An 18,580-nucleotide genomic window follows, 5' to 3' on the forward strand; every position below is an offset into this window, starting at 1 on the left:
GGTGAGCCAGTCATACAGGCTCATGCCTTCGTCCAGGTGCAGCCCGCGGCCGGCTGCTTCGAGGGCGACCCGGACGGTGACCTGGTCCAGGTCGGTGCGGAGCTGGGCCGCCTCGCCCATCCGGGCCTGCAGCTGCCCGGTCGTGGCACGGGCCAGCTGGCTCGCCTCGTGCTTGGCTGCTGCCAGCGCCACCCTGGCCCGCGCCAACGGCCCCTGCACCGGTTCAGTCGTCTCGGTCGCCACGAACGACCCCTGACCCGCCCCCGCCTGAGCGTCCGATCCCCGGCCGGGCCCGTCCTGGCCGCCGGGGCGGTCCAGCAGCAGCGTGTCCCCACCGCCGGCATCCCCCTGCCCGCGGCCCCTGCCGGACCCACCACCACGCTCATCTCCGAACACGTGTCCAGCATCCCACCCGGCTCCGACAAAGCCCGCATCCAGGCCAAGCCTGGGGACAACCCACGTCAACACTCCTCGCTGTGGACAACAGCGGCGAGTCCTGTCACGGCGCCGAGGCCGCACGCGTTGCGGGAGATGCGGGCGCGGCGCCTCAGCCGTCAGGCGCCCGGACGCCCGAGCAGGGCCACGACGAAGTCGGCGTCCTCCCGCCACGGCCGCAGGTCCCAGCCGGCCAGAAGCAGCTGCTCCTCCAGGCCCGCCGCGTGGCAGTCGGCGCGGAACTCCTCGAGCGGGTAACCACGGCCGAGTGCGAACCCGATCGCCAGTCGTCCCCCGGGCCGCAGGTGTGCCGCGACCCGCCGCAGGACCAGTTCTCGGGTGCTCGGTGCGACATAGAGCATGACGTTGCCGGGGCACACTGCCGCGTCGAACGGTTCGGCCTGGCCCTGCGCGGGCAGGTCGAGCTCGGCCAGGTCGCCTACCAGCCAGGTGACGTCGGGGTAGTCGGCGCGCGCGGCCGCTACCAACTCGGGATCGACGTCGACGCCCACGACGGTGTGGCCGCACCGGTGCAGGTAGCCGCCGATCCGTCCGGCCCCCGAGCCGGCGTCCAGCACCCGGGACCGGCGCGCGAGCATGGCGTCGACCAGCCGGGCCTCACCGACGATGTCCTCACCGCGGGCCGACAGGTCGCGGAACCGCTGCACGTAGCTGCGGGAGAACTCGGGGTCCTCCGCGACGCGCTGCATCCAGGTGCTCTGCTCCGGCACGTCCCCGAGGCTATCGCTGTCCTTCCGCCGGCAGCCGCGGCCGGCGACCTTCGGCCAGCCGTGTCGACGGCTACTCGTGGCCGGGGCCACGCCGGTAGGCCGACGGGGTAGCCCCGATCACCGCGGCGAACTCGCGACTGAAGTGCGCCTGGTCGGAGAACCCCAGCGACGCTGCGAGCGCAGCCAGGTCCTGGCCGAGCCCGGCGTCGATGGCCGCGGCCGCGTCCCGCAGCCGGTAGCGGCGCAGCACCCACAGCGGTGAGGCCCCGACATAGCGGGAGAACAGCCGCTGCAGCGTCCGCGGCGAGACGTGCACCGCCTCGGCGACCGGGGCGAGCCGCAGCTGCTCCCGGGACCGCATCAGCTCCACCGCCTGACGGACCGTGCGGTAGCCGCTGTCCCCGGTGACCCGCTCGAGCTGCGGCCGCAGCAGGTCGGTCAGGTACTCGGTGAACAGGCCGGCCCGGGCGGTCTCGTCGGGCTCGGCCAGCACGGTCCGCGCCAGCTCGCTGACCTCGCGACCGAAGAGCTCCTGGGCGCGCACCACCCGACCGGTGAGGGCAGCGACGTCCGTGTCCAGCAGCGCAGCGAGGCCGCCGGGCTGGAAGGCCGTCCCCGCCACCCGGCCCGCCACCGGGAGGTCGACGGTGAAGACCCGGGTCACCAGTCCGTGGACCAGGTCGGCCGGCATCGGGTGCCCGTGCATCGGTCCCTCGGCATCCTCGACTGTCAGGTGCTGCACCGGGTCGGCGAGCACCTGGGCGCGGAACGGCGTCACCCGGTCGCGGCGCCACGCCACCCACCAGTAGTGGTGCACCACGAGGGACAGCGGCTCGGGCAGGGGCTGGCGGTCGGCGTCGAACACCTCCTGTCCGGCATCCGGCCAGAGCACGCCGGCTGGCCGGGGCCGGGGACGCCCGCGCAGGGGGACCCGTCCCTGTCGCGAATCTTCAAGCCCCACCCGGCCGACTCTATGAGGCTGGAGGGCATGACCACGAGCACGAACAACACCACGTACCGGCCCACCGGCTTCAGCTCGGTGACACCGCTGCTGGTCGTCTCCCCAGCGAGCGAGGCCATCGGCTTCTACCAGGCGGTGCTGGACGCGACAGTCGTCACCCGCATGGACGGACCCGACGGGTCGGTCTGGCACTGCGAGCTCCAGCTGGAGGCGGGGCGGCTGCAGCTGATGGACCCCCACGAGCAGTTCCACACCGTCGCGTCCGACCCGGCCTCCGACGACGTGTCGTTCAGCATCGCCGCCTACGTCCCCGACGTGGACGCCGCCACGGCCCAGGCACGGGAGCGCGGCGCCAGGGTGCGCGAGGAGCCGGCTGACTTCGAGGTCACCGGTGACCGCTTCGCCTCGGTGCAGGACCCCTTCGGCGTCCGGTGGACGCTGCTGACCCGCACCGTCCCCAGGACCGACGAGCAGATCCAGCAGGGGCTGGACGCCTGGAAGGCCTCGCTGGGCTGACCACGCGGCGCGGCGTGGACCCGGACCGAGGGCTCCGGGACTATGGGACGATGCGGGAGCGCCGATCCACGCGACCGGGCATTGTCGCCACGGCAGTGATGCTGGTGGTCGCCGCCTGTACCGGGGGTGACGGCGAGAACGGCGGCGCCGGGCCGATGCAGCCCCCGACCGCCACGGACGCGTCCGCGAACCCAGCCACCTGCACCGAGCCGACCGAGTCACCCCGTGACGCGGCCACGGCCACGCGGGCGCCCGACACCGGTCCGCCGCCGGTGGGGTCGGTCGCGGTCTCGGCCGGGCACCCGGCCGCGGTCGAGGCAGGCATGGCGGCCCTGGGCGAGGGTGGCACCGCGGTGGACGCGGCGGTGGCGGCCGCGTTCGTGATGGGCGTGGTCGAGCCGTTCTCCTCGGGCCTGGGAGGCGGCGGCGCGGTGTTGGTGCAGAAGCCGGGGGAGCGGCCGCAGGCCTACGAGTACACCGAGGTGGTGGCCCAGGACGGGCACCTCCCGGCCAGTGACACCGGGATCCCCGGGTTCGTCGCCGGCATGGAGCGCGTCCACACCGACCACGGCGAGCTGGGCTGGCGTCGGCTGGTGAACCCGGCCATCGAGCTGGCCGACGACGGCGTCCCGACCACCGAGATCCTGGCCGACCAGCTGCGCAGCGGCGCGCACCGGCTGCCGGTCGGCGAGCTCGAGCAGCTCTTCCCCGGTGGGGTGCCGCTGTCGACCGGCGACACCCTGCTGCAGCCGGAGCTCGCCGACAGCCTCCGGGCGGTCGCGGAGGGAGGCGCCCCGGCCTTCTACGAGGACGCGCTCGGGGGCCGGCTGACCGAGGTCGACGGCATCGACGCGGGGTCGTTGGCGGCCTACGAGGTAGCGACGTCCCGTCCGCCCACCGGCCGGGTCGGTCCGTACCGGGTGCTCGGTGCGCCGTTGCCGCTCACCGGCGTGACGCTGATCCAGCTGCTGCAGGTGGCCACCGCGCTCGGCGCCGGCGAGGCCGAGCCGGGGTCCGCGCCGTTCGTGGACGCGGTCATCACCGGCTGGCGGCACGCCGACGAGGCGCTGCGCACCGAGGTCGCCGACCCGTCGTTCGTCGACGTGCCGGTCGCCAGGCTCACCGACGCCGACCGCAACGCGCAGCTGGTGGGCGGCGAGCCGCTACCGGAGCCGGCCGGTAGCGGCGGCGCCGGCAACACCACCCACATCAGCGTGGTCGACGCCGACGGCACGGCGGTGTCGATGACCAACACCATCCTGAACTTCTGGGGGTCCGGGCAGGAGATCGGCGGGTTCTTCCTCAACGACCGGCTGCGGCGGTTCGAGATCAGCGAGGCCAGCGGCACGCCGCAGCCCGGGCAGCGGGCGCCCAGCTACATGTCGCCCACCATCGTGGCCGACGCGCAGGGCCGTCCGGTGTTGGTCATCGGCACGCCGGGCGGCTCGCGGATCCCGAACCTGCTCGCCGCGGTGATCCTGCGATGGGGCTTCGCCGGGCAGTCGCTGCAGGCGGCGGTGGACGGGCCGCGCTTCCACTACGAGGGCGGGGTGCTCTACACCGAGCAGCTGCCCGACGGGGCCGCCGGGCAGCTCGCGGAGCAGGGCTACACGGTGAGCGAGCAGCCGCCGTGGGACTACTACTTCGGGTCGGTGCAGGCACTCGAGGTCGACCACGACGAGGGCGTCATCCGCGGCGCCGAGGACGACCGGCGGGCGGGCACCTTCGCGGTCACCGACGCCGGGGGCTAGCAGGCCCGTCCTACGCAGTCTTGCGTCGGTAGGTGACCATGGCGACGAGGTAGGCGACGACGAGGATGCCGACGCACCAGACCAGGGCGATCCAGATGTCGGTGCCCACCGGCTGCTGGGCGAGCAGGTCGCGGATCGCGTCGACGATGGCCGTCACCGGCTGGTTCTCGGCGAACACGCGGACCGGGCCCGGCATGGTGTCGGTGGGGACGAATGCTGAGCTGATGAACGGCAGGAAGATCAGCGGGTAGGAGAACGCGCTGGCCCCGTCCACGGACGTCGCGGTGAGACCAGGGATGACGGCGACCCACGTCAGCGCCAGCGTGAGCAGGAACAGGATGCCGGCGACGGCGAGCCACGCCAGCACTCCCGCACCGGAGCGGAAGCCCATGAGGAGACCGACGAGCACGACGACCACGAGCGAGACGGTGGTGGCGACCAGCGAGGTCAGCACGTGGGCCCACAGCACGGAGGAGCGCGCGATCGGCATGGACTGGAACCGGTCGAGGATGCCGCTCTGCATGTCCAGGAAGAGCCGGTAGGCCGTGTAGGCGATGCCGGAGGCGATGGTGATGACCAGGATGCCGGGCAACAGGTAGTTCACGTAGCCGTCGGTGCCGGTGCTGATGGCTCCGCCGAACACGTAGACGAACAGCAGCATCATGGCGATCGGGGTGACCGCGGTGGTGATGATGGTGTCCGGGCTGCGCGAGATGTGGCGCAGGGACCGTCCCAGCAGGACGGCGTTGTCGGTGAGGACGTGCGTGGTCATCGTGGTTCCTTACTCGTGGGGACCGACGTTGCGGTGCTGGCCGGTGTCGCCGTGCGGACGGTCACCGACGAGGGAGAGGAAGACGTCCTCCAGGGTCGGCTGCTTCTCGACGTGCTCGACCTCGGCAGGCGGGAGCAGCTGCTTGAGCTCGGCCAGGGTGCCGTTGACGATGATCCGGCCCTGGTGGAGGATCGCGATCCGGTCGGCGAGCTGCTCGGCCTCCTGCAGGTACTGCGTGGTGAGCAGCACCGTCGTGCCGGACTCGGCGAGCGCCTTGACGGCCTGCCACACCTCGATACGGGCCTGCGGGTCCAGTCCGGTCGTCGGCTCGTCGAGGAAGATGACGGGCGGGTCCCCGATGAGGCTCATCGCGATGTCGAGCCGGCGGCGCATGCCACCCGAGTAGGTCGAGACCTTGCGCCCGGCCGCCTCGGTCAGTGAGAACCGGTCGAGCAGGTCGTCCGCGATCCTGCCCGGGTCCGTGAGGTGCCTCAGCCTGGCGACCAGGACGAGGTTCTCGCGCCCGGTGAGGACCTCGTCGACGGCTGCGAACTGCCCGGTGAGGCTGAAGGACTCCCGCACCTGCCCCGGGTGCGTGGCGACGTCGAAGCCGTTCACGGTCGCGGACCCCGCGTCGGCCCTGAGCAGCGTCGCCAGGATCCTCACCACCGTGGTCTTGCCGGCCCCGTTCGAGCCGAGCAGCGCGAAGATGCTGCCCCGCGCCACGTCGAAGTCCACGCCGCGCAGCACCGTCAGCTCCTGGTACGACTTCTCAAGGCCCTGCACGCGGACCGCGTGGTCCTGGAGTTGGGTTGTCATCTGGAGGCCCCTTCCCGCGCCGCTGTCACGCCTGGTCGTCCGCGGCAGCATTGATGGCGTTCGTCAGCCGCTGCCGCTCCTTGTTGATCCACTGACCATCCGAGTAGTTCTGCAGAAACGTCTCAGCGAAGTCCACCGGGTCGTCCCCGACGATGTCGCGAATCGGGGTGCCGTCCGCCGCGCTCTGCTCGAACAGCGAGGCGAGATCGTCCAGCATCGACAGCAGGACGTCCCCTTTCGTGATCGCCCCGCGGTACATCAGGTACCGGTCCAGCGCCTCGACCGCGGTCCGATAGCTTTCGGGAAGCTGCGTGACCCGCGCCTTGTACTGCCGATAGCGCCGCTTGTCCTCGAACGACCCCGTGAGCTGCTCGATCCACCGTGCGGCCATGTCTACGTGCCTCCTTCGCGGAGCTGTTCCAGTCGTTCGGTGAGGAAGCTCCAGGTCCTCCAGAACTCTTCGAGGTATGCCTGCCCCTGAGCGTTGAGGGAGTACACCTTGCGCGGCGGCCCCTTCTCCGACGGGACCTTCTCCACGTCGACGAGCCCGCGCTGCTCGATCCTGACGAGCAGTGCGTAGACGGTGCCCTCGGCGATGTCGGAGAAGCCCTGCTCCCGCAGCCACGCGGTGATCTCGTAGCCGTACGCGGGCCGTCCGGACAGGATGGCCAGGACGACGCCCTCGAGCGTTCCCTTGAGCATCTCCGTCGCCAGCTTGGCCATGTCTCCTCCGCTACTCAATGCCGCTTAGTACTAGTACATAGTAACGCTGACTACCGGCGACGCAAGCCCCCCGTGACGGCGGGAGCCGCCACACTGGAGCGGTGCGACTGCTGCTGCTTGCCGACACCCACGTCCCCGTGCGCGCCCGCGGGCTGCCGACGCCGGTGTGGGAGGAGGTGGAGCGGGCCGACCTCGTGGTCCACGCCGGGGACTGGGTCGTGCCCGAGCTGCTCGACCAGCTGCTGGAGCGCTCGTCGCAGTTGCTGGGCTGCTACGGCAACAACGACGGTGCCGAGCTGCGGCGGCGGCTGCCCGAGGTGGCCACCGCAGAGCTGGCCGGGCTGCGGGTCGGTGTGGTCCACGAGACGGGGCAGAAGCAGGGCCGGGAGCGCCGGATGCGTGCCGCCTTCCCCGACCTGGACCTACTCGTCTTCGGGCACAGCCACATCCCCTGGGACAGCGAGTACGAAGGGTTGCGGCTGCTCAACCCGGGCTCGCCCACCGACCGGCGGCGCCAGCCCGCCTGCACCTACCTGACGCTGCGGCTGCAGGAGGGCCGGGTCGAGGATCTGGTGCTCCACCGGCTGCCGCGGCGCTGACCCCGGCACCGACCAGGCACAGTAGTGGCATGCGCTACGTGGGAGTCGACCTCGCCTGGGGCGACCGCAACCGGACCGGGCTGGCGGTGCTGGACGAGGCGGGCCGGCTGCGCCACGTCGCCACCTCCACGACCGACGAGGCGATCGTCGATGCGCTGACCCCGCACCTGGACGGCCCGTGCCTGGTCGCGATCGACGCGCCGCTGGTGGTGGCCAACGCCACCGGCTCCCGGCCCTGCGAGGCCGAGCTCAACCGGGACTTCGGCCGGTTCGACGCCGGAGCGCACCCCTCCAACACCGCACGTCCCTGGCTGGCCGGCGTGCCCCGCGGGGCACGGCTGGCCGGGCTGCTGGACCTCGACATCGACCCGAGGTCGAGCGCGGCCCGGCGGGCGATCGAGGTGTACCCGCACCCGGCGACCGTCGCGCTGTTCCGGCTGGGCCGGACGCTGAAGTACAAGCAGCGCACCGCGCGCTCGTTCGAGCAGCTGCGGGCGGCGCTGCTCACCCTCATGGGGCACCTGGAAGGGCTGGCCGGGTCGGTCCCGTCGCTGCACCTGGTGCAGAGCCCGGCGTGGCACGCGCTGCGCGCAGCGGCCGAGACCGCCGAGGGCAAGAGCCAGCTGCGCCAGGTCGAGGACCAGGTCGACGCGGTGCTGTGCGCCTACCTCGCCCGGTTCGCCCAGGAGGCGCCGGAGCGGACCCGCACCTACGGTGACCTCGGCAGCGGCTACATCGTCACCCCCGCGCTCCCGGAGGACCTCGTGCCCCAGCCCCGGGAGGTCGCGGCCGTGCCCACCGGCCGCGCGCTGGTGCACCGGGCGGTGCAGTCCTACGCGGCGCTCTACCCGAGCCTGACGGCGGTGACCGACCGGTACGTGGCCCTGGTCACCGGCCTGCTGGACGACGCAGGCATCAACTACTTGAGCGTGACCGGCCGCACCAAGTCGGTGGCCTCGTTCGCGGGCAAGGCCGGTCAGCACGTCGACGGCGCGCCCCGGTTCACCGACCCGTTGACGCAGATCACCGACCAGGTCGGGCTGCGGGTGATCACCTACATCCAGAGCGACGTCGACGCCGTGGCCGACCTGCTGGCCGACCAGTTCCGGATGCTCGACGACCGAGACCTGGGGCAGGAGACCGCCCGGGCCGGCCGGTTCGGCTACGCCAGCCGGCACCTGCTGGTCTCCGGAGCCGGCCGGGCGACCACGGAGGAGGACATGGCCGAGCTGGCCTTGCGACCGGCGTCGGTGCAGGTGCGCACCGTGCTGCAGCACGCGTGGGCCGAGTTCGAGCACGACATCCGGTACAAGGGCACCGTCCCGGCCGAGCACGCCTCGGACCTGGACCGCCGGTTCACCCTCGCCGCGGGGCTGCTGGAGCTGGCCGACCGGGAGTTCTCCATGATCCGGGACCGGTTGCAGGAGTCGATGGGCGACCAGCCGGCCGAGCACGACCCGACCGACCCGCGGATCAGCGCCCAGGAGCTGGCCAGCTTCCTGTCCCGCAACTTCGCCGACGCCGGCTGGTCCCGCACCGACCACTACGCCTGGGTCTCGGGGCTGCTCCTGGAGCTGGGCATCACCTCGCTGGAGGAGCTGGCCGGGCTGCTGACCTCCGTGGACAGCGCCGCGATCAGCGAGCGGATGGCCTACAAGTACCCGCCCGGCGCGGTGCGCCGCCTCGACGACGCGCTGCTGGCCATCTTCGGCGAGCGGTACGTGCAGCTGACCGGCAACGCCCACCGGATGGACGCGCTCCGGGCACGGCTGGAGCGGCTACGCGGCTGAGCCGCGCCCCTACCGGTTGTCGGTGCCCAGGAGCAGACTGGCGTCATCGCCCCGGAGGGACCGGCGGCACGGAGGAGGAACCATGGCGTCACGACTCAACCCCTACCTGTCCTTCGACGGCAACGCTCGGGAGGCGATGGAGTTCTATCGCGACGTGTTCGGCGGCGAGCTGACGATCTCGACGTTCGGCGAGATGGGCGCCGAGGGCGCCGACGCGGAGAAGGTCATGCACGCGATGCTCGAGACGGACGCCGGCTACACCCTGATGGCCGGGGACACCCCGCAGGGCATGCAGTACGTCGCCGGCACCACGGCGATCAGCATCTCCGGCGACGACGTCGAGCAGCTGCGCGGCTACTTCACGAGGCTCTCCGAGGGCGGCCAGGTGACGATGCCGCTGGAGAAGCAGATGTGGGGCGACGAGTTCGGCATGTGCACCGACCGGTTCGGGCAGGCCTGGATGGTCGACATCGACGGCAACGCCGTCGCCGACTGAGGCGGCTCCTCAGCCGTCGAGCGGTGTCACGTACGCCGAGGTGATGCCGCCGTCGACGAGGAACTGGCTGGCGGTGATGAACGAGGAGTCGTCGCTGGCGAGGAAGGCGACCGCCGCGGCGAGCTCCGCGGGTTCGGCGAACCGCCCCATCGGGACGTGCACCAGTCGTCGCTGTGCCTTCTCGGGGTCGTTGGCGAAGAGCTCCTCGAGCAACGGCGTGTTCACCGGACCCGGGCAGAGGGCGTTGACGCGGACGCCCTGGCGCGCGAACTGCACGCCCAGCTCCCGGGACATCGACAGCACGCCACCCTTGGAGGCGCTGTAGGAGATCTGTGACGTCGCGGCGCCCATCACGGCGACGAAGGACGCGGTGTTGATGATGGAGCCACGGCCCTGCTCGATCATGTGCGGCAGCACCGCCTTGCAGCAGTAGTAGACGCTGGTGAGGTTGACCTCCTGCACCCTGCGCCAGGCCTCCACGTCGGTGTCCAGGATGGACTCGTCCTCGGGTGGTGAGATGCCGGCGTTGTTGAAGGCCACGTCGACCGAGCCGTAGGCGTCCACCGTCGTGCGGTAGAGCGCGACGACGTCGTCCCAGCTGGTCACATCGGTCCGCACGAACAGGCCGTCGACCTCGGCAGCGGCCTCCTTGCCGCGCTCGTCGTCGAGGTCGGCGATGACCACGTGGGCCCCCTCGGCGGCGAGCCGGCGGGCGCTGGCGAGGCCGATGCCACTCGCCCCGCCGGTCAGGACGGCCACCCGTCCCTCGAGGCGGCGGGCGTAGGGCTGGGTGTGCTGGCTCACGGATAATCCTTTCCGGCGCGGCGGCCCGGGTGGGCGGCCGGCCGTGGCAGTGGCGACGAGGGACAGGTCAGTCGGTGGCGACGAAGACGGTCTTGGTCTCGGAGAAGGCCTCGAGCGCGTCGGGCCCGAGCTCCCGTCCCAGACCGGACTGCTTGAAGCCACCGAACGGGGTGTTGTGCCGCACTGAGGCATGGGAGTTCACCGACAGGTTGCCGGCCTCCACCCGCCGGGCGACGCGCAGCGCGCGGCCGATGTCCCGGGTCCAGATGGAGCCGGACAGGCCGTACTCGGTGTCGTTGGCGACCCTCACCGCCTCGTCCTCGTCCGCGAACGGCAGCACGCTGATCACCGGGCCGAAGATCTCCTCGGTGAAGGCGGGGTCCTGCGGCGACTCCGCGCGCAGCACCGTCGGCGGCATCCAGTAGCCGCTGCCCTGCGGGCACGAGCCCTGCAGCAGGACGTCCCGGCCGTCGAGGTAGGAGGCGACCTTGGCGCGGTGGTCGGCGCAGATGAGCGGGCCCATCGCGCTGTCCTCGTCGGCGGGGTCGCCGACGCGGAAGCCCTCGACCGGGGCGCGGAGCAGCTCCAGCACCTCGTCGAGGACGTCCTTATGGACGAGCATCCGGGAGCGGGCGCAGCAGTCCTGTCCGGAGTTGTCGAACGCCCCACCCGGCGCCCCGGCGGCGGCGGCCGCCAGGTCGGCGTCGGCGAAGACGATGCTGGCGTTCTTGCCGCCCAGCTCCAGGGTGAGCCGCTTGATCTGGTCGGCGCAGCCGCGCATGATCCCGCGGCCCACCTCGGTGGAGCCGGTGAAGACCACCTTGCGCACCGCCGGGTGGGTGACGAACCGCTGGCCCACGACCGAGCCCTTGCCGGGCAGCACCTGCAGCACCCCCGCAGGCAGCCCCGCCTCCAGGGCGAGCTCGCCGAGCCGGATGGCCGTCAGCGGCGTCAGCTCGGCCGGCTTGAGGACGACCGTGTTCCCGGCCGCCAGCGCCGGGGCGAACCCCCAGCCGGCGATCGGCATCGGGAAGTTCCAGGGCACGATGACGCCCACGACGCCGAGCGGCTCCGGGAAGGTCATCGCCACACCGCCGGCCACGGGGATGGTGCGCCCCCCGTGCCGCTCCGGGGATCCCGCGTAGTAGCGCAGGACGTCGCGCACGTTCGCGGCCTCGCCGCGGGCGTTGCCGATGACGTGGCCGGCGTTGCGCACCTCCAGTTGGGCGAGCTCCTCCAGGTGCTCATCGACCACGTCGCCGAACCGCTGCAGCAGCCGGGCGCGGTCAGCGGGGGAGACCCGGCGCCAGCTCTCCAGCGCCCGGGCCGAAGCCTCGATGGCGCGGTCGGTCGCGGCCTCGTCGAGCAGCTCGACCTCCTGCAGCACCTCCTCGGTCGCCGGGTTGCGGACGCTGGTGGTCGTGGTCATGCGCGGGTCGCCTCCTGGGATCGGGTCGCATGGTGGGCGAGGGCCTCGCGGCCAGGTTCGCTGCCGGCGCGACGCCGGCACTCCTCGACGAGCGCGGCGAAGAGCCGCAGGTCCTCGTGGTTCTCCTCGGGGTGGAACTGCACGCCGACCACCCAACCGCCGGGCGGCAGCAGCCCTGAGCCATCGGGCTCGACGGCCTGGACCAGCCCGTCGGCCGAGCGCGCCGTCGCCCAGAGCCCGGCCGCTACCTGGTCGATGGCCTGGTGGTGGTAGCACGGGGCGCTGGTCTGCTCACCGAGGATCTCGCGCACCCGCGAGCCCGGCTCGGTGGTGAAGCTGACCTGCCCGTAGGTGGCGGGGGCAGGCCGGTACTGCTCGTGGCCGACCACGTCGGGGACGTGCTGGTGCAGGGTGCCCCCGAGCAGCACGTTGAGCACCTGCACCCCCCGGCAGATCGCCAGCACGGGGGTGCGGTGCGCCAGCGCGGCCCGGGTGACCGCGAGCTCGTAGTCGTCGCGGTACGGCTCGGGCTCGGTGTGCGGGCCGCGCTGCTGCCCGTAGCTGTCCGGGTGCATGTCGGCGCCCCCGACCAGCACGAGGCCGTCGATCGCGTCCACCACGGTCGGTTCCAGGCCCCGCGGCGGCAGCAGCACGGGGGACCCGCCGACGGCCACGACCGCCTCCACGTAGGCGGCCGGGACGACTGCTGCGGGGCGCCGCCAGTCGCCCCAGGCGGCCTCCTTGTAGTAGGTGGTGAGCCCGATGAGGGGACGCCGGGTCATAGCCGCTCGAACCCCCGGCGCAGCTCCCAGTCGGTGACGGCCGCGTCGTAGGCCTCGATCTCCACGTCGGCGAAGTTCACGTAGTGGCGCACCACCTCCTCGCTGAAGGCGGCCTTGGCCACGTCGGAGGCGGCGAACAGGTCGCGGGCCTCCCGCAGCGTGCGGGGCACGTGCGGGGCCTGCGAGGTGTAGGCGTTGCCGGTCGTCTCCGGCTCGAGCGGCAGCTCCTGCTCGATGCCGTGCAGGCCGCCGGCCAGCATCGCCGCCAGCGCCAGGTAGGGGTTGGTGTCCCCGCCGGGGAGCCGGTTCTCCAGCCTCGCCGAGGCCCCCTGCCCGACCAGCCGGACGGCGCAGGTCCGGTTGTCCATGCCCCAGGCGACCGCGGTGGGCGCGAACGAGCCGACCGCGAACCGCTTGTAGGAGTTGATGTTGGGCGCGTAGAAGAGGGTGAGCTCGCGCATCGTCGCCAGCACCCCGGCGATGAAGTGGTCGTACAGCGGGGTGCGGGTGCGGCGCTCGGCGTCCCAGAAGACGATGCTGTCATCCGGCCCGCGCAGCGACAGGTGGATGTGGCAGGAGTTGCCCTCGCGCTCGTTGGGCTTGGCCATGAAGGTGATGGCCTTGCCCTCCAGGGCGGCGATCACCTTGGCGCCGGTCTTGTAGACGCTGTGGTTGTCCGCGGTGGTGATCACGTCGTCGTAGAGGAAGCCGATCTCGTGCTGGCCGAAGTTGCACTCGCCCTTCGCTGACTCGACCGTCATGCCCGCGGCGTACATCTCGCGCCGGATCCGGCCCAGCAGCGGCTCCACGCGGGCGGACCCGACGATGGAGTAGTCGACGTTGTACTGGTTGGCCGGCCGCAGGTCCCGGTAGCCGCGCTCCCACGCCTGCTCGTAGGTGTCGTCGTAGACCATGAACTCCAGCTCGGTGCCGGCGACGGCCCGCCAGCCGTGGCCGGCGGCCCGCTCGACCTGTCGGCGCAGCATGCTGCGCGGGCTCATCGGGACCGGCTGGCCGTCCGTGCGCGCCAGGTCGCACTGGACCAGCGCGGTCCGGTCCTGCCATGGGAGGCGCCGGATCGTGTCCAGGTCCAGCTCGAAGACCATGTCGCCGTAGCCGGACTCCCAGGAGGTCATGTCGTAGCCGTCGACGGTGTTCATGTCGGTGTCCACGGCCAGCAGGTAGTTGCACCCCTCCACTCCGTGACCGAGCGCGTGGTCGACGAAGTAGGGAGCGTGCAGGTACTTGCCCTGCAGCCGGCCCTGCATGTCCGTGAAGGCGACGATCACCGTCTCGATATCGCCGCGCCTGATGTCGTCGCGGAGCTGGTCGAGGGTGAGCATCCTGCCCGACCGGGGGTGGGTGCTGGGTGATGCGGTCATGGATGGGACCTCCGTCGGGGCCGTCAGCGCAGTGTCGACTCGGCCTGGGTGATCTGGGCGAACTCCTCCTCGGGGGCGCTCGCGACCAGGTGGTGGCGGCTGTAGAACCAGAAGTAGGCCACGGCGGCCACGAACACGGCGGCGGTGATCGCCGCGGCCTGGACGTCGACGAAGAAGGTGGCGATGACCGCGATCACGCTCAGCACGAGGGCGATGCCGGTGGTGACCGTCCCGCCGGGGGTCACGTAGCCGCGGGGCAGGTCGGGCTCCCGCCGCCGCAGCAGGATGTGGGAGAGGTTCAGCAGCACGTAGGAGACGGTGGCGCCGAAGACCGCGATGTTGATCAGCAGCGCGCCGTTCTCGGTGATGGCGGCGAGCAGGAAGCCGATGCTGCCGGGCACCAGGAGCGCGACGTAGGGGGTCTTGCGGCCGCCGGTCAGGGACAGCCAACGGGGCAGGTAGCCGGCCCGGGAGAGGGCGAACAGCTGCCGCGAGTAGGCGTAGATGATCGAGAAGAAGCTGGCGACCAGCCCGGCCAGGCCCGCGTAGTTGACGAACCCGGCCAGGGCCGAGTTCTCCCCGAGGGCGGCCCGCAGCGCCTCGGGCAGCGGGTTGTCCGACTCGGCCATCAGCGAGGAGCCGGCGGCGCCGGGCACGAGCACCAGCATGAACGCCGCGAACACCAGGAGGATGAGCATCCCGACGATGATCCCGCGGGGCATGTCCCGCTTGGGGTCGGCGGTCTCCTCGGCGGCGAGGGGCACCCCCTCGATGGCCAGGAAGAACCAGATCCCGTACACGAGGGCGGCCATGGCGCCGGCGATGCCCATGGGCAGGAAGGCGCTGGACAGCGCGGAGCCGTCCGGGTCGATGTCGAACAGGTTGGCGACCCGGAAGTGGGGGAGCAGCCCGACGACGGTGGCGACCAGCGCGATGACGGCGATCACGGTGATGCCGAACATGATCTTCAGCGCCTCGCCGACGCCCCAGAGGTGGAGGCCGACGAAGAGGACGTAGGCGGCGAGGAAGATCGGCCAGCCGCTGGTGAGGCCGAACAGGCCGAGGGCTTCGACGTAGCCGCCGATGAAGACGGAGATGGCGGCCGGGGCGACGGCGTACTCGATGAGGACCGCCACGCCGGTGGCGAACCCGCCGAGGGGTCCGAGCGCGCGCCGGGCGAAGCCGTAGCCGGCACCCGCGGTGGGCAGCGTGGAGGACATCTCTGCCAGTCCGAAGACCATGCAGGTGTACATGACGCCCATCAGCACGGTCGCGATCAGCAGGCCGCCCCAGCCGCCCTGCCCGAGGCCGAAGTTCCAGCCGGCGAAGTCGCCGGAGATCACGTAGGAGACCCCGAGCCCGGCGAGCAGGACCCAGCCCGCCGCGCCGCGCTTGAGCTGCCGGTGGCGGTGGTAGTCCTCCGTGACCGTCGTGTAGTCGACGCGCGACTTCGTGGCCATGTGTCGGTCCCGTCTCTCAAAGGATCAGTTGTAGACCTTTAGGCCTGCGCGGCAGTGTCGCGCGGCGGGGGCGGGCCGTCAACCCCCCCTTCCGGGCCGGGTCCGCCGGGGCGGGGGGTGACAGTACTGTGGCCGCATGGCCAGCGACTCTCGTCTGCTCGCTGACGTGGCACCGGTGCGGTCGGGCAACGTCTTCGAGGAGACGATGGAGCACCTGCTGCGGCTGCTGCGGCTGGGCCAGTTCCCGCCCGGGACGCGGATGCCCCCGGAGCGTGAGCTTGCCGAGGCCCTCGGGGTCTCCCGCACCACGCTCCGGGAGGCGCTCGCGGAGCTGCAGCAGGCCGGGTACGTGCAGGCGCGTCGTGGCCGCTACGGGGGCACCTACGTCGCCCCGGTCCTGCCCGCACCGCAGGCGCCGGAGGTCCCGACGCTGGACGCCGCCGAAGTCGAGGACGTGCTGACGCTGCGTGCCGTCGTGGAGCCGGCCGCCGCCAGGCTCGCCGCCGAGCGGCTGCCGCGGGCAAAGCAGCTGGCTCGGGTGCAGGAGGCGCACGAGCAGCTGGTGGGCGTGCCGGTCGAGGCGTACCGCCCGTTGGACTCCCGGTTCCACCTGGAGGTGGCGCGGCTGTCGGGGACGCCGAGCCTGGTCGCCGTGGTCGCCGACGTGCGCAACCAGGTCAACCGGCTGCTGGACCGGATCCCGCTGCTGCCTCCGAACCTGGACCACTCGACGCAGCAGCACGCCGCCCTGCTCGAAGCGCTCGAGCAGGGCGACCCGGTCGCGGCGGAGGCGGTCATCACTGACCATCTCCAGGGGACCGCCGCTCTGCTGCGTGGCTTCCTCACCTGAGCGGTCCGGGGGCCCCGGTGCACGCCCGGATCCGGCTGGGCGCCGTCACCGGCGAGTTCGGGTAGGCCACGCAGACGAGCGGCGTCCTCGCGGCCCCGGACCTAGGCTCGGTGCCGATGACCCGGTCGGAACAGCAGCCGAGAACACAGCAGCCCGCCCGAGCCACGGTGGGGCTGCGGTCCTACGCCCCGGAACCACCGCAGGGCTCCGAGCGGTTCCGGTGGTGGAGCCCCGGGCTGCTGTGGGCGATGTCGGCGGTGGGGTCCGGGTCGGTGCTGTTCACCCCCCGCATCGGGTCGGAGTACCGCTACGAGCTGCTCTGGCTGCTGTGGCTGGTCGCGCTGCTGATGTGGGTGATGATCCGTGAGGCGGGCCGGTTCGCCGTGGTCACCGGGCGGACGTTGCTGGACGGCTACTCGACCCTGCCCGGTCCCCGCCACTGGGCACTGTGGCTGGTGCTCGTGCCGCAGCTGGTGGCTGCCGTCGCCGGTGTCGGCGGGCTCAGTGCTCTCGTGGGCAGCGCGCTGGCCGCGGAGCTACCCGGCGACCTGCTGCTGTGGTCGCTCGTGGTGCTCGCGGCCGGTCTCGGGATCGTGGTCAGCGGCGGCTTCCGGGCGGTCTCTCGGGTAGCGCTGGTGCTCGCACTGGTCCTGGTGTCGGTCATGGTGGCCGCCGCGGTGGGGGTGTTCGCCTCGCCCGGCGACGCCGCGGCCGGGCTGGTGCCGGGCGTCCCGGGGCAGCTGGACGTGCCGTTCGTGCTGCCCTGGATCGGCACCATCCTGGCCGGCTCGATGGGCATCATCTGGTTCTCGTACTGGACGGCCGCCCGCGGCTTCGGCGGCGGCACCGCGGAGGAGTCCGAGCCGCCACCGGGCTCGGAGGCGCTGCCCGAGGCCGCCACCACCCGGCGGGTAGCGGCGTGGCTGCGCACCATGTCCGCCACCGCGGCCGTCGGCGTGGTCACCGGCACCGTGGTGATCACCGCGTTCCTGGTGCTGGGCGCCGAGCTGCTGGCGCCGGAGGGCATCATGCCGGCCGGCACCGACGTGGCCGACCAGCTGACCCGGCTGCTGTCGGACGTGTGGGGCGAGGCCGGTCACTGGCTGATGGTGGCCGCCATCGTGACCGCGCTCGGCGGCAGCGTGCTGGCCAACCAGGACGGCTGGTCGCGGTCGTTCGCCGACATCGTCCTGCTGCTGCGGCGCGGGCGCGGTGGCGACCCCGCCAGCGAGACGCCGGTGGAGGAGAACGGCTGGCTGTCGCGGCTGCTGTCCTGGCGGCCGCGTGGGATGCGCCCGAGGCAGGCGCTGACGATCTTGTTCGCCACGGTGGTGACCGGGGTGCTCCCGGCCGTGGTGATCGTGCTGGTGCGCGACCCGGTCGTCATCATGTCCGCCTCCGGGGTGGTCGCGACGATCCACACCCCGTTCATCGTGTTCGCCACCCTGGCGGTCAACCGCCGGGTGCCGCAGCCGGTGCGGCCCGGGCTGGCCGCGGCCGGCGCCATGGCCCTGGCGGGGATCTTCTACACCGGGTTCGCCGGCCTCTACTTCGCCGACATGGCGGGGCTGCTGGGCTGAGGCCCGCTACGGCAGCAGGCTGACGTCCTCGCCCGCGAGCTGAGCCCGGAAGCCGTCCTGCTGCACGGCCACGTCCTGCAGCTCCAGTCCCTCGGGCAGTCCCTCGATCTCGTGCTCGATGGTCACCAGCCCGCGGGCGGCGGCGGCGATCGCGTCACCGAGCAGGTCCGGCCCGCCGACGTCGATGTGTCGTGGCTCGACGACGAGCGTGCCCGACTCGACCTCGACGGTCCCGGTCGCCACGACGCGCAGCTGTCGGCCCCACACCTCGACGGTGCGCTCGACGACGGCCTGCCCGCCGTCGCCGGCGCGGACCGTGGTCCCGGCCCCGAGCTCGTCGGCGACGACCGGGAACGGAACCGTGGCGGCCACGGCGACGTGGGCGGCGACCAGCCCGTCCGGGCCGGTGAGCACGTCCTGCCCGGTGGCGGAGACCTCGCGCAGGCTGCTGCTGGCGGTCACCACGGTCCCGGCGTCCAGGGTGAGCTCGTCGAGCCAGACCTCCTCCTCGTCCAGGCCCGCGGGCGGGTCCGCGCCCGGCACCGGCTCCGGGGTGCCCGGCGAGGCGTCCGGTCCCTCGCCGTCCCGGCCCACCGGCTCGGTCACCGCCCACCACAGGACCGCCCCGAGGAGCAGGAGGATGAGGACCGCCCCCGCGGCACCGATCAGCCAGTCCCTCACCCGCGCCCGGTCCATCACG

At 72.3% G+C, this 18,580-nt stretch carries 20 protein-coding genes; 7 read left to right on the forward strand and 13 right to left on the reverse strand.

Annotation, left to right across the window (positions count from 1 at the left end; translation table 11 throughout):
- From GFJ45_RS02085 to GFJ45_RS02095, 3 genes are all read right to left on the reverse strand, one after another.
- Positions 1 to 243: hypothetical protein (locus tag GFJ45_RS02085; protein ID WP_153393634.1), on the reverse strand; the 243-nt coding region annotated here is incomplete at its 3' end.
- 311 nt (positions 244 to 554) lie between these two features.
- Positions 555 to 1,166, reverse strand: a complete 612-nt coding sequence (locus tag GFJ45_RS02090) for a class I SAM-dependent methyltransferase (protein ID WP_228386370.1) — start codon at positions 1,164 to 1,166, stop codon at positions 555 to 557.
- 70 nt (positions 1,167 to 1,236) lie between these two features.
- Complete coding sequence (locus tag GFJ45_RS02095) at positions 1,237 to 2,058, reverse strand: AraC family transcriptional regulator (RefSeq protein ID WP_153393636.1); 822 nt, start codon at positions 2,056 to 2,058, stop codon at positions 1,237 to 1,239.
- 96 nt (positions 2,059 to 2,154) lie between these two features.
- Here GFJ45_RS02095 and GFJ45_RS02100 point away from each other — a divergent pair, with 96 nt between their 5' ends.
- Positions 2,155 to 2,643, forward strand: coding sequence for a VOC family protein (locus tag GFJ45_RS02100; RefSeq protein ID WP_153393638.1), 489 nt, complete (start codon positions 2,155 to 2,157; stop codon positions 2,641 to 2,643).
- A 50-nt stretch (positions 2,644 to 2,693) separates the two neighbouring features.
- On the forward strand, positions 2,694 to 4,394 hold the full coding sequence (locus GFJ45_RS02105) for a gamma-glutamyltransferase (protein WP_153393640.1): 1,701 nt from the start codon (positions 2,694 to 2,696) through the stop codon (positions 4,392 to 4,394).
- Between the two features lie 10 nt (positions 4,395 to 4,404).
- Here the strand turns inward: GFJ45_RS02105 and GFJ45_RS02110 are convergent, their stop codons facing one another.
- The 4 genes from GFJ45_RS02110 to GFJ45_RS02125 are packed head-to-tail and all read right to left on the reverse strand — an operon-like array spanning position 4,405 to position 6,708.
- Positions 4,405 to 5,166 (reverse strand): ABC transporter permease, encoded by a 762-nt coding sequence (locus GFJ45_RS02110; protein WP_153393642.1) that lies wholly within the window; start codon positions 5,164 to 5,166, stop codon positions 4,405 to 4,407.
- Positions 5,167 to 5,175: 9 nt separating this feature from the next.
- Entirely contained in the window at positions 5,176 to 5,985 is an 810-nt protein-coding gene (locus tag GFJ45_RS02115; RefSeq protein WP_153393644.1) for an ABC transporter ATP-binding protein, read from the reverse strand.
- Positions 5,986 to 6,010: 25 nt separating this feature from the next.
- Positions 6,011 to 6,376, reverse strand: coding sequence for a DUF1048 domain-containing protein (locus GFJ45_RS02120; protein ID WP_153393646.1), 366 nt, complete (start codon positions 6,374 to 6,376; stop codon positions 6,011 to 6,013).
- Between the two features lie 2 nt (positions 6,377 to 6,378).
- Positions 6,379 to 6,708: a PadR family transcriptional regulator gene (locus GFJ45_RS02125; RefSeq protein WP_153393648.1), complete on the reverse strand. Its 330-nt coding sequence runs from the start codon at positions 6,706 to 6,708 to the stop codon at positions 6,379 to 6,381.
- 101 nt (positions 6,709 to 6,809) lie between these two features.
- Between GFJ45_RS02125 and GFJ45_RS02130 the strand changes: the two genes are divergently transcribed.
- From GFJ45_RS02130 to GFJ45_RS02140, 3 genes are all read left to right on the forward strand, one after another.
- Positions 6,810 to 7,307 carry a metallophosphoesterase family protein gene (locus GFJ45_RS02130; protein WP_153393650.1) on the forward strand — a complete coding sequence of 166 codons (498 nt, stop codon included), beginning with the start codon at positions 6,810 to 6,812 and terminating at the stop codon, positions 7,305 to 7,307.
- Between the two features lie 29 nt (positions 7,308 to 7,336).
- The gene (locus GFJ45_RS02135; RefSeq protein WP_153393652.1) at positions 7,337 to 9,097 is read left to right on the forward strand and encodes a DUF429 domain-containing protein; all 1,761 of its coding nucleotides are present in this window, start codon (positions 7,337 to 7,339) and stop codon (positions 9,095 to 9,097) included.
- A gap of 82 nt (positions 9,098 to 9,179) precedes the next feature.
- The gene (locus GFJ45_RS02140; protein ID WP_153393654.1) at positions 9,180 to 9,593 is read left to right on the forward strand and encodes a VOC family protein; all 414 of its coding nucleotides are present in this window, start codon (positions 9,180 to 9,182) and stop codon (positions 9,591 to 9,593) included.
- 9 nt (positions 9,594 to 9,602) lie between these two features.
- Here the strand turns inward: GFJ45_RS02140 and GFJ45_RS02145 are convergent, their stop codons facing one another.
- The 5 genes from GFJ45_RS02145 to eat form a co-directional block, all read right to left on the reverse strand.
- Positions 9,603 to 10,397, reverse strand: coding sequence for a 3-oxoacyl-ACP reductase (locus GFJ45_RS02145; RefSeq protein ID WP_153393656.1), 795 nt, complete (start codon positions 10,395 to 10,397; stop codon positions 9,603 to 9,605).
- A gap of 67 nt (positions 10,398 to 10,464) precedes the next feature.
- On the reverse strand, positions 10,465 to 11,826 hold the full coding sequence (locus tag GFJ45_RS02150) for an aldehyde dehydrogenase family protein (RefSeq protein ID WP_153393658.1): 1,362 nt from the start codon (positions 11,824 to 11,826) through the stop codon (positions 10,465 to 10,467).
- Positions 11,823 to 12,608 carry a gamma-glutamyl-gamma-aminobutyrate hydrolase family protein gene (locus tag GFJ45_RS02155; protein ID WP_153393660.1) on the reverse strand — a complete coding sequence of 262 codons (786 nt, stop codon included), beginning with the start codon at positions 12,606 to 12,608 and terminating at the stop codon, positions 11,823 to 11,825. Before GFJ45_RS02155 ends, GFJ45_RS02150 begins: the two co-directional genes overlap by 4 nt.
- Positions 12,605 to 13,990, reverse strand: a complete 1,386-nt coding sequence (locus GFJ45_RS02160; RefSeq protein WP_153393662.1) for a glutamine synthetase family protein — start codon at positions 13,988 to 13,990, stop codon at positions 12,605 to 12,607. Before GFJ45_RS02160 ends, GFJ45_RS02155 begins: the two co-directional genes overlap by 4 nt.
- A 23-nt stretch (positions 13,991 to 14,013) precedes the next feature.
- Positions 14,014 to 15,450, reverse strand: coding sequence for an ethanolamine permease (gene eat / locus GFJ45_RS02165; protein ID WP_153393664.1), 1,437 nt, complete (start codon positions 15,448 to 15,450; stop codon positions 14,014 to 14,016).
- A gap of 136 nt (positions 15,451 to 15,586) precedes the next feature.
- Here eat and GFJ45_RS02170 point away from each other — a divergent pair, with 136 nt between their 5' ends.
- Both GFJ45_RS02170 and GFJ45_RS02175 read left to right on the forward strand, forming a co-directional pair.
- The gene (locus GFJ45_RS02170) at positions 15,587 to 16,300 is read left to right on the forward strand and encodes a FadR/GntR family transcriptional regulator (RefSeq protein WP_228386371.1); all 714 of its coding nucleotides are present in this window, start codon (positions 15,587 to 15,589) and stop codon (positions 16,298 to 16,300) included.
- Positions 16,301 to 16,416: 116 nt separating this feature from the next.
- Positions 16,417 to 17,880 (forward strand): Nramp family divalent metal transporter, encoded by a 1,464-nt coding sequence (locus GFJ45_RS02175; RefSeq protein ID WP_153393666.1) that lies wholly within the window; start codon positions 16,417 to 16,419, stop codon positions 17,878 to 17,880.
- A gap of 6 nt (positions 17,881 to 17,886) precedes the next feature.
- On the opposite strand, the gene GFJ45_RS02180 is transcribed toward GFJ45_RS02175, so the two are convergent.
- Positions 17,887 to 18,576, reverse strand: coding sequence for an LmeA family phospholipid-binding protein (locus GFJ45_RS02180; RefSeq protein ID WP_153393668.1), 690 nt, complete (start codon positions 18,574 to 18,576; stop codon positions 17,887 to 17,889).
- Positions 18,577 to 18,580: the final 4 nt, after the last annotated feature.

The sequence above is a fragment of the Ornithinicoccus halotolerans genome (genome assembly GCF_009602535.1).
Lineage (GTDB): Bacteria > Actinomycetota > Actinomycetes > Actinomycetales > Dermatophilaceae > Ornithinicoccus > Ornithinicoccus halotolerans.

Coding starts and splice junctions, on each gene's coding strand:
- GFJ45_RS02120 (WP_153393646.1), bottom strand. CDS start 6,376: ATGGCCGCACGGTGGATCGAGCAGCTCACGGGGTCGTTCGAGGACAAG.
- GFJ45_RS02155 (WP_153393660.1), bottom strand. CDS start 12,608: ATGACCCGGCGTCCCCTCATCGGGCTCACCACCTACTACAAGGAGGCC.
- GFJ45_RS02100 (WP_153393638.1), top strand. CDS start 2,155: ATGACCACGAGCACGAACAACACCACGTACCGGCCCACCGGCTTCAGC.
- GFJ45_RS02180 (WP_153393668.1), bottom strand. CDS start 18,576: ATGGACCGGGCGCGGGTGAGGGACTGGCTGATCGGTGCCGCGGGGGCG.
- GFJ45_RS02110 (WP_153393642.1), bottom strand. CDS start 5,166: ATGACCACGCACGTCCTCACCGACAACGCCGTCCTGCTGGGACGGTCC.
- GFJ45_RS02105 (WP_153393640.1), top strand. CDS start 2,694: ATGCGGGAGCGCCGATCCACGCGACCGGGCATTGTCGCCACGGCAGTG.
- GFJ45_RS02160 (WP_153393662.1), bottom strand. CDS start 13,990: ATGACCGCATCACCCAGCACCCACCCCCGGTCGGGCAGGATGCTCACC.
- eat (WP_153393664.1), bottom strand. CDS start 15,450: ATGGCCACGAAGTCGCGCGTCGACTACACGACGGTCACGGAGGACTAC.
- GFJ45_RS02140 (WP_153393654.1), top strand. CDS start 9,180: ATGGCGTCACGACTCAACCCCTACCTGTCCTTCGACGGCAACGCTCGG.
- GFJ45_RS02135 (WP_153393652.1), top strand. CDS start 7,337: ATGCGCTACGTGGGAGTCGACCTCGCCTGGGGCGACCGCAACCGGACC.
- GFJ45_RS02170 (WP_228386371.1), top strand. CDS start 15,587: ATGGCCAGCGACTCTCGTCTGCTCGCTGACGTGGCACCGGTGCGGTCG.
- GFJ45_RS02115 (WP_153393644.1), bottom strand. CDS start 5,985: ATGACAACCCAACTCCAGGACCACGCGGTCCGCGTGCAGGGCCTTGAG.
- GFJ45_RS02175 (WP_153393666.1), top strand. CDS start 16,417: ATGACCCGGTCGGAACAGCAGCCGAGAACACAGCAGCCCGCCCGAGCC.
- GFJ45_RS02150 (WP_153393658.1), bottom strand. CDS start 11,826: ATGACCACGACCACCAGCGTCCGCAACCCGGCGACCGAGGAGGTGCTG.
- GFJ45_RS02125 (WP_153393648.1), bottom strand. CDS start 6,708: ATGGCCAAGCTGGCGACGGAGATGCTCAAGGGAACGCTCGAGGGCGTC.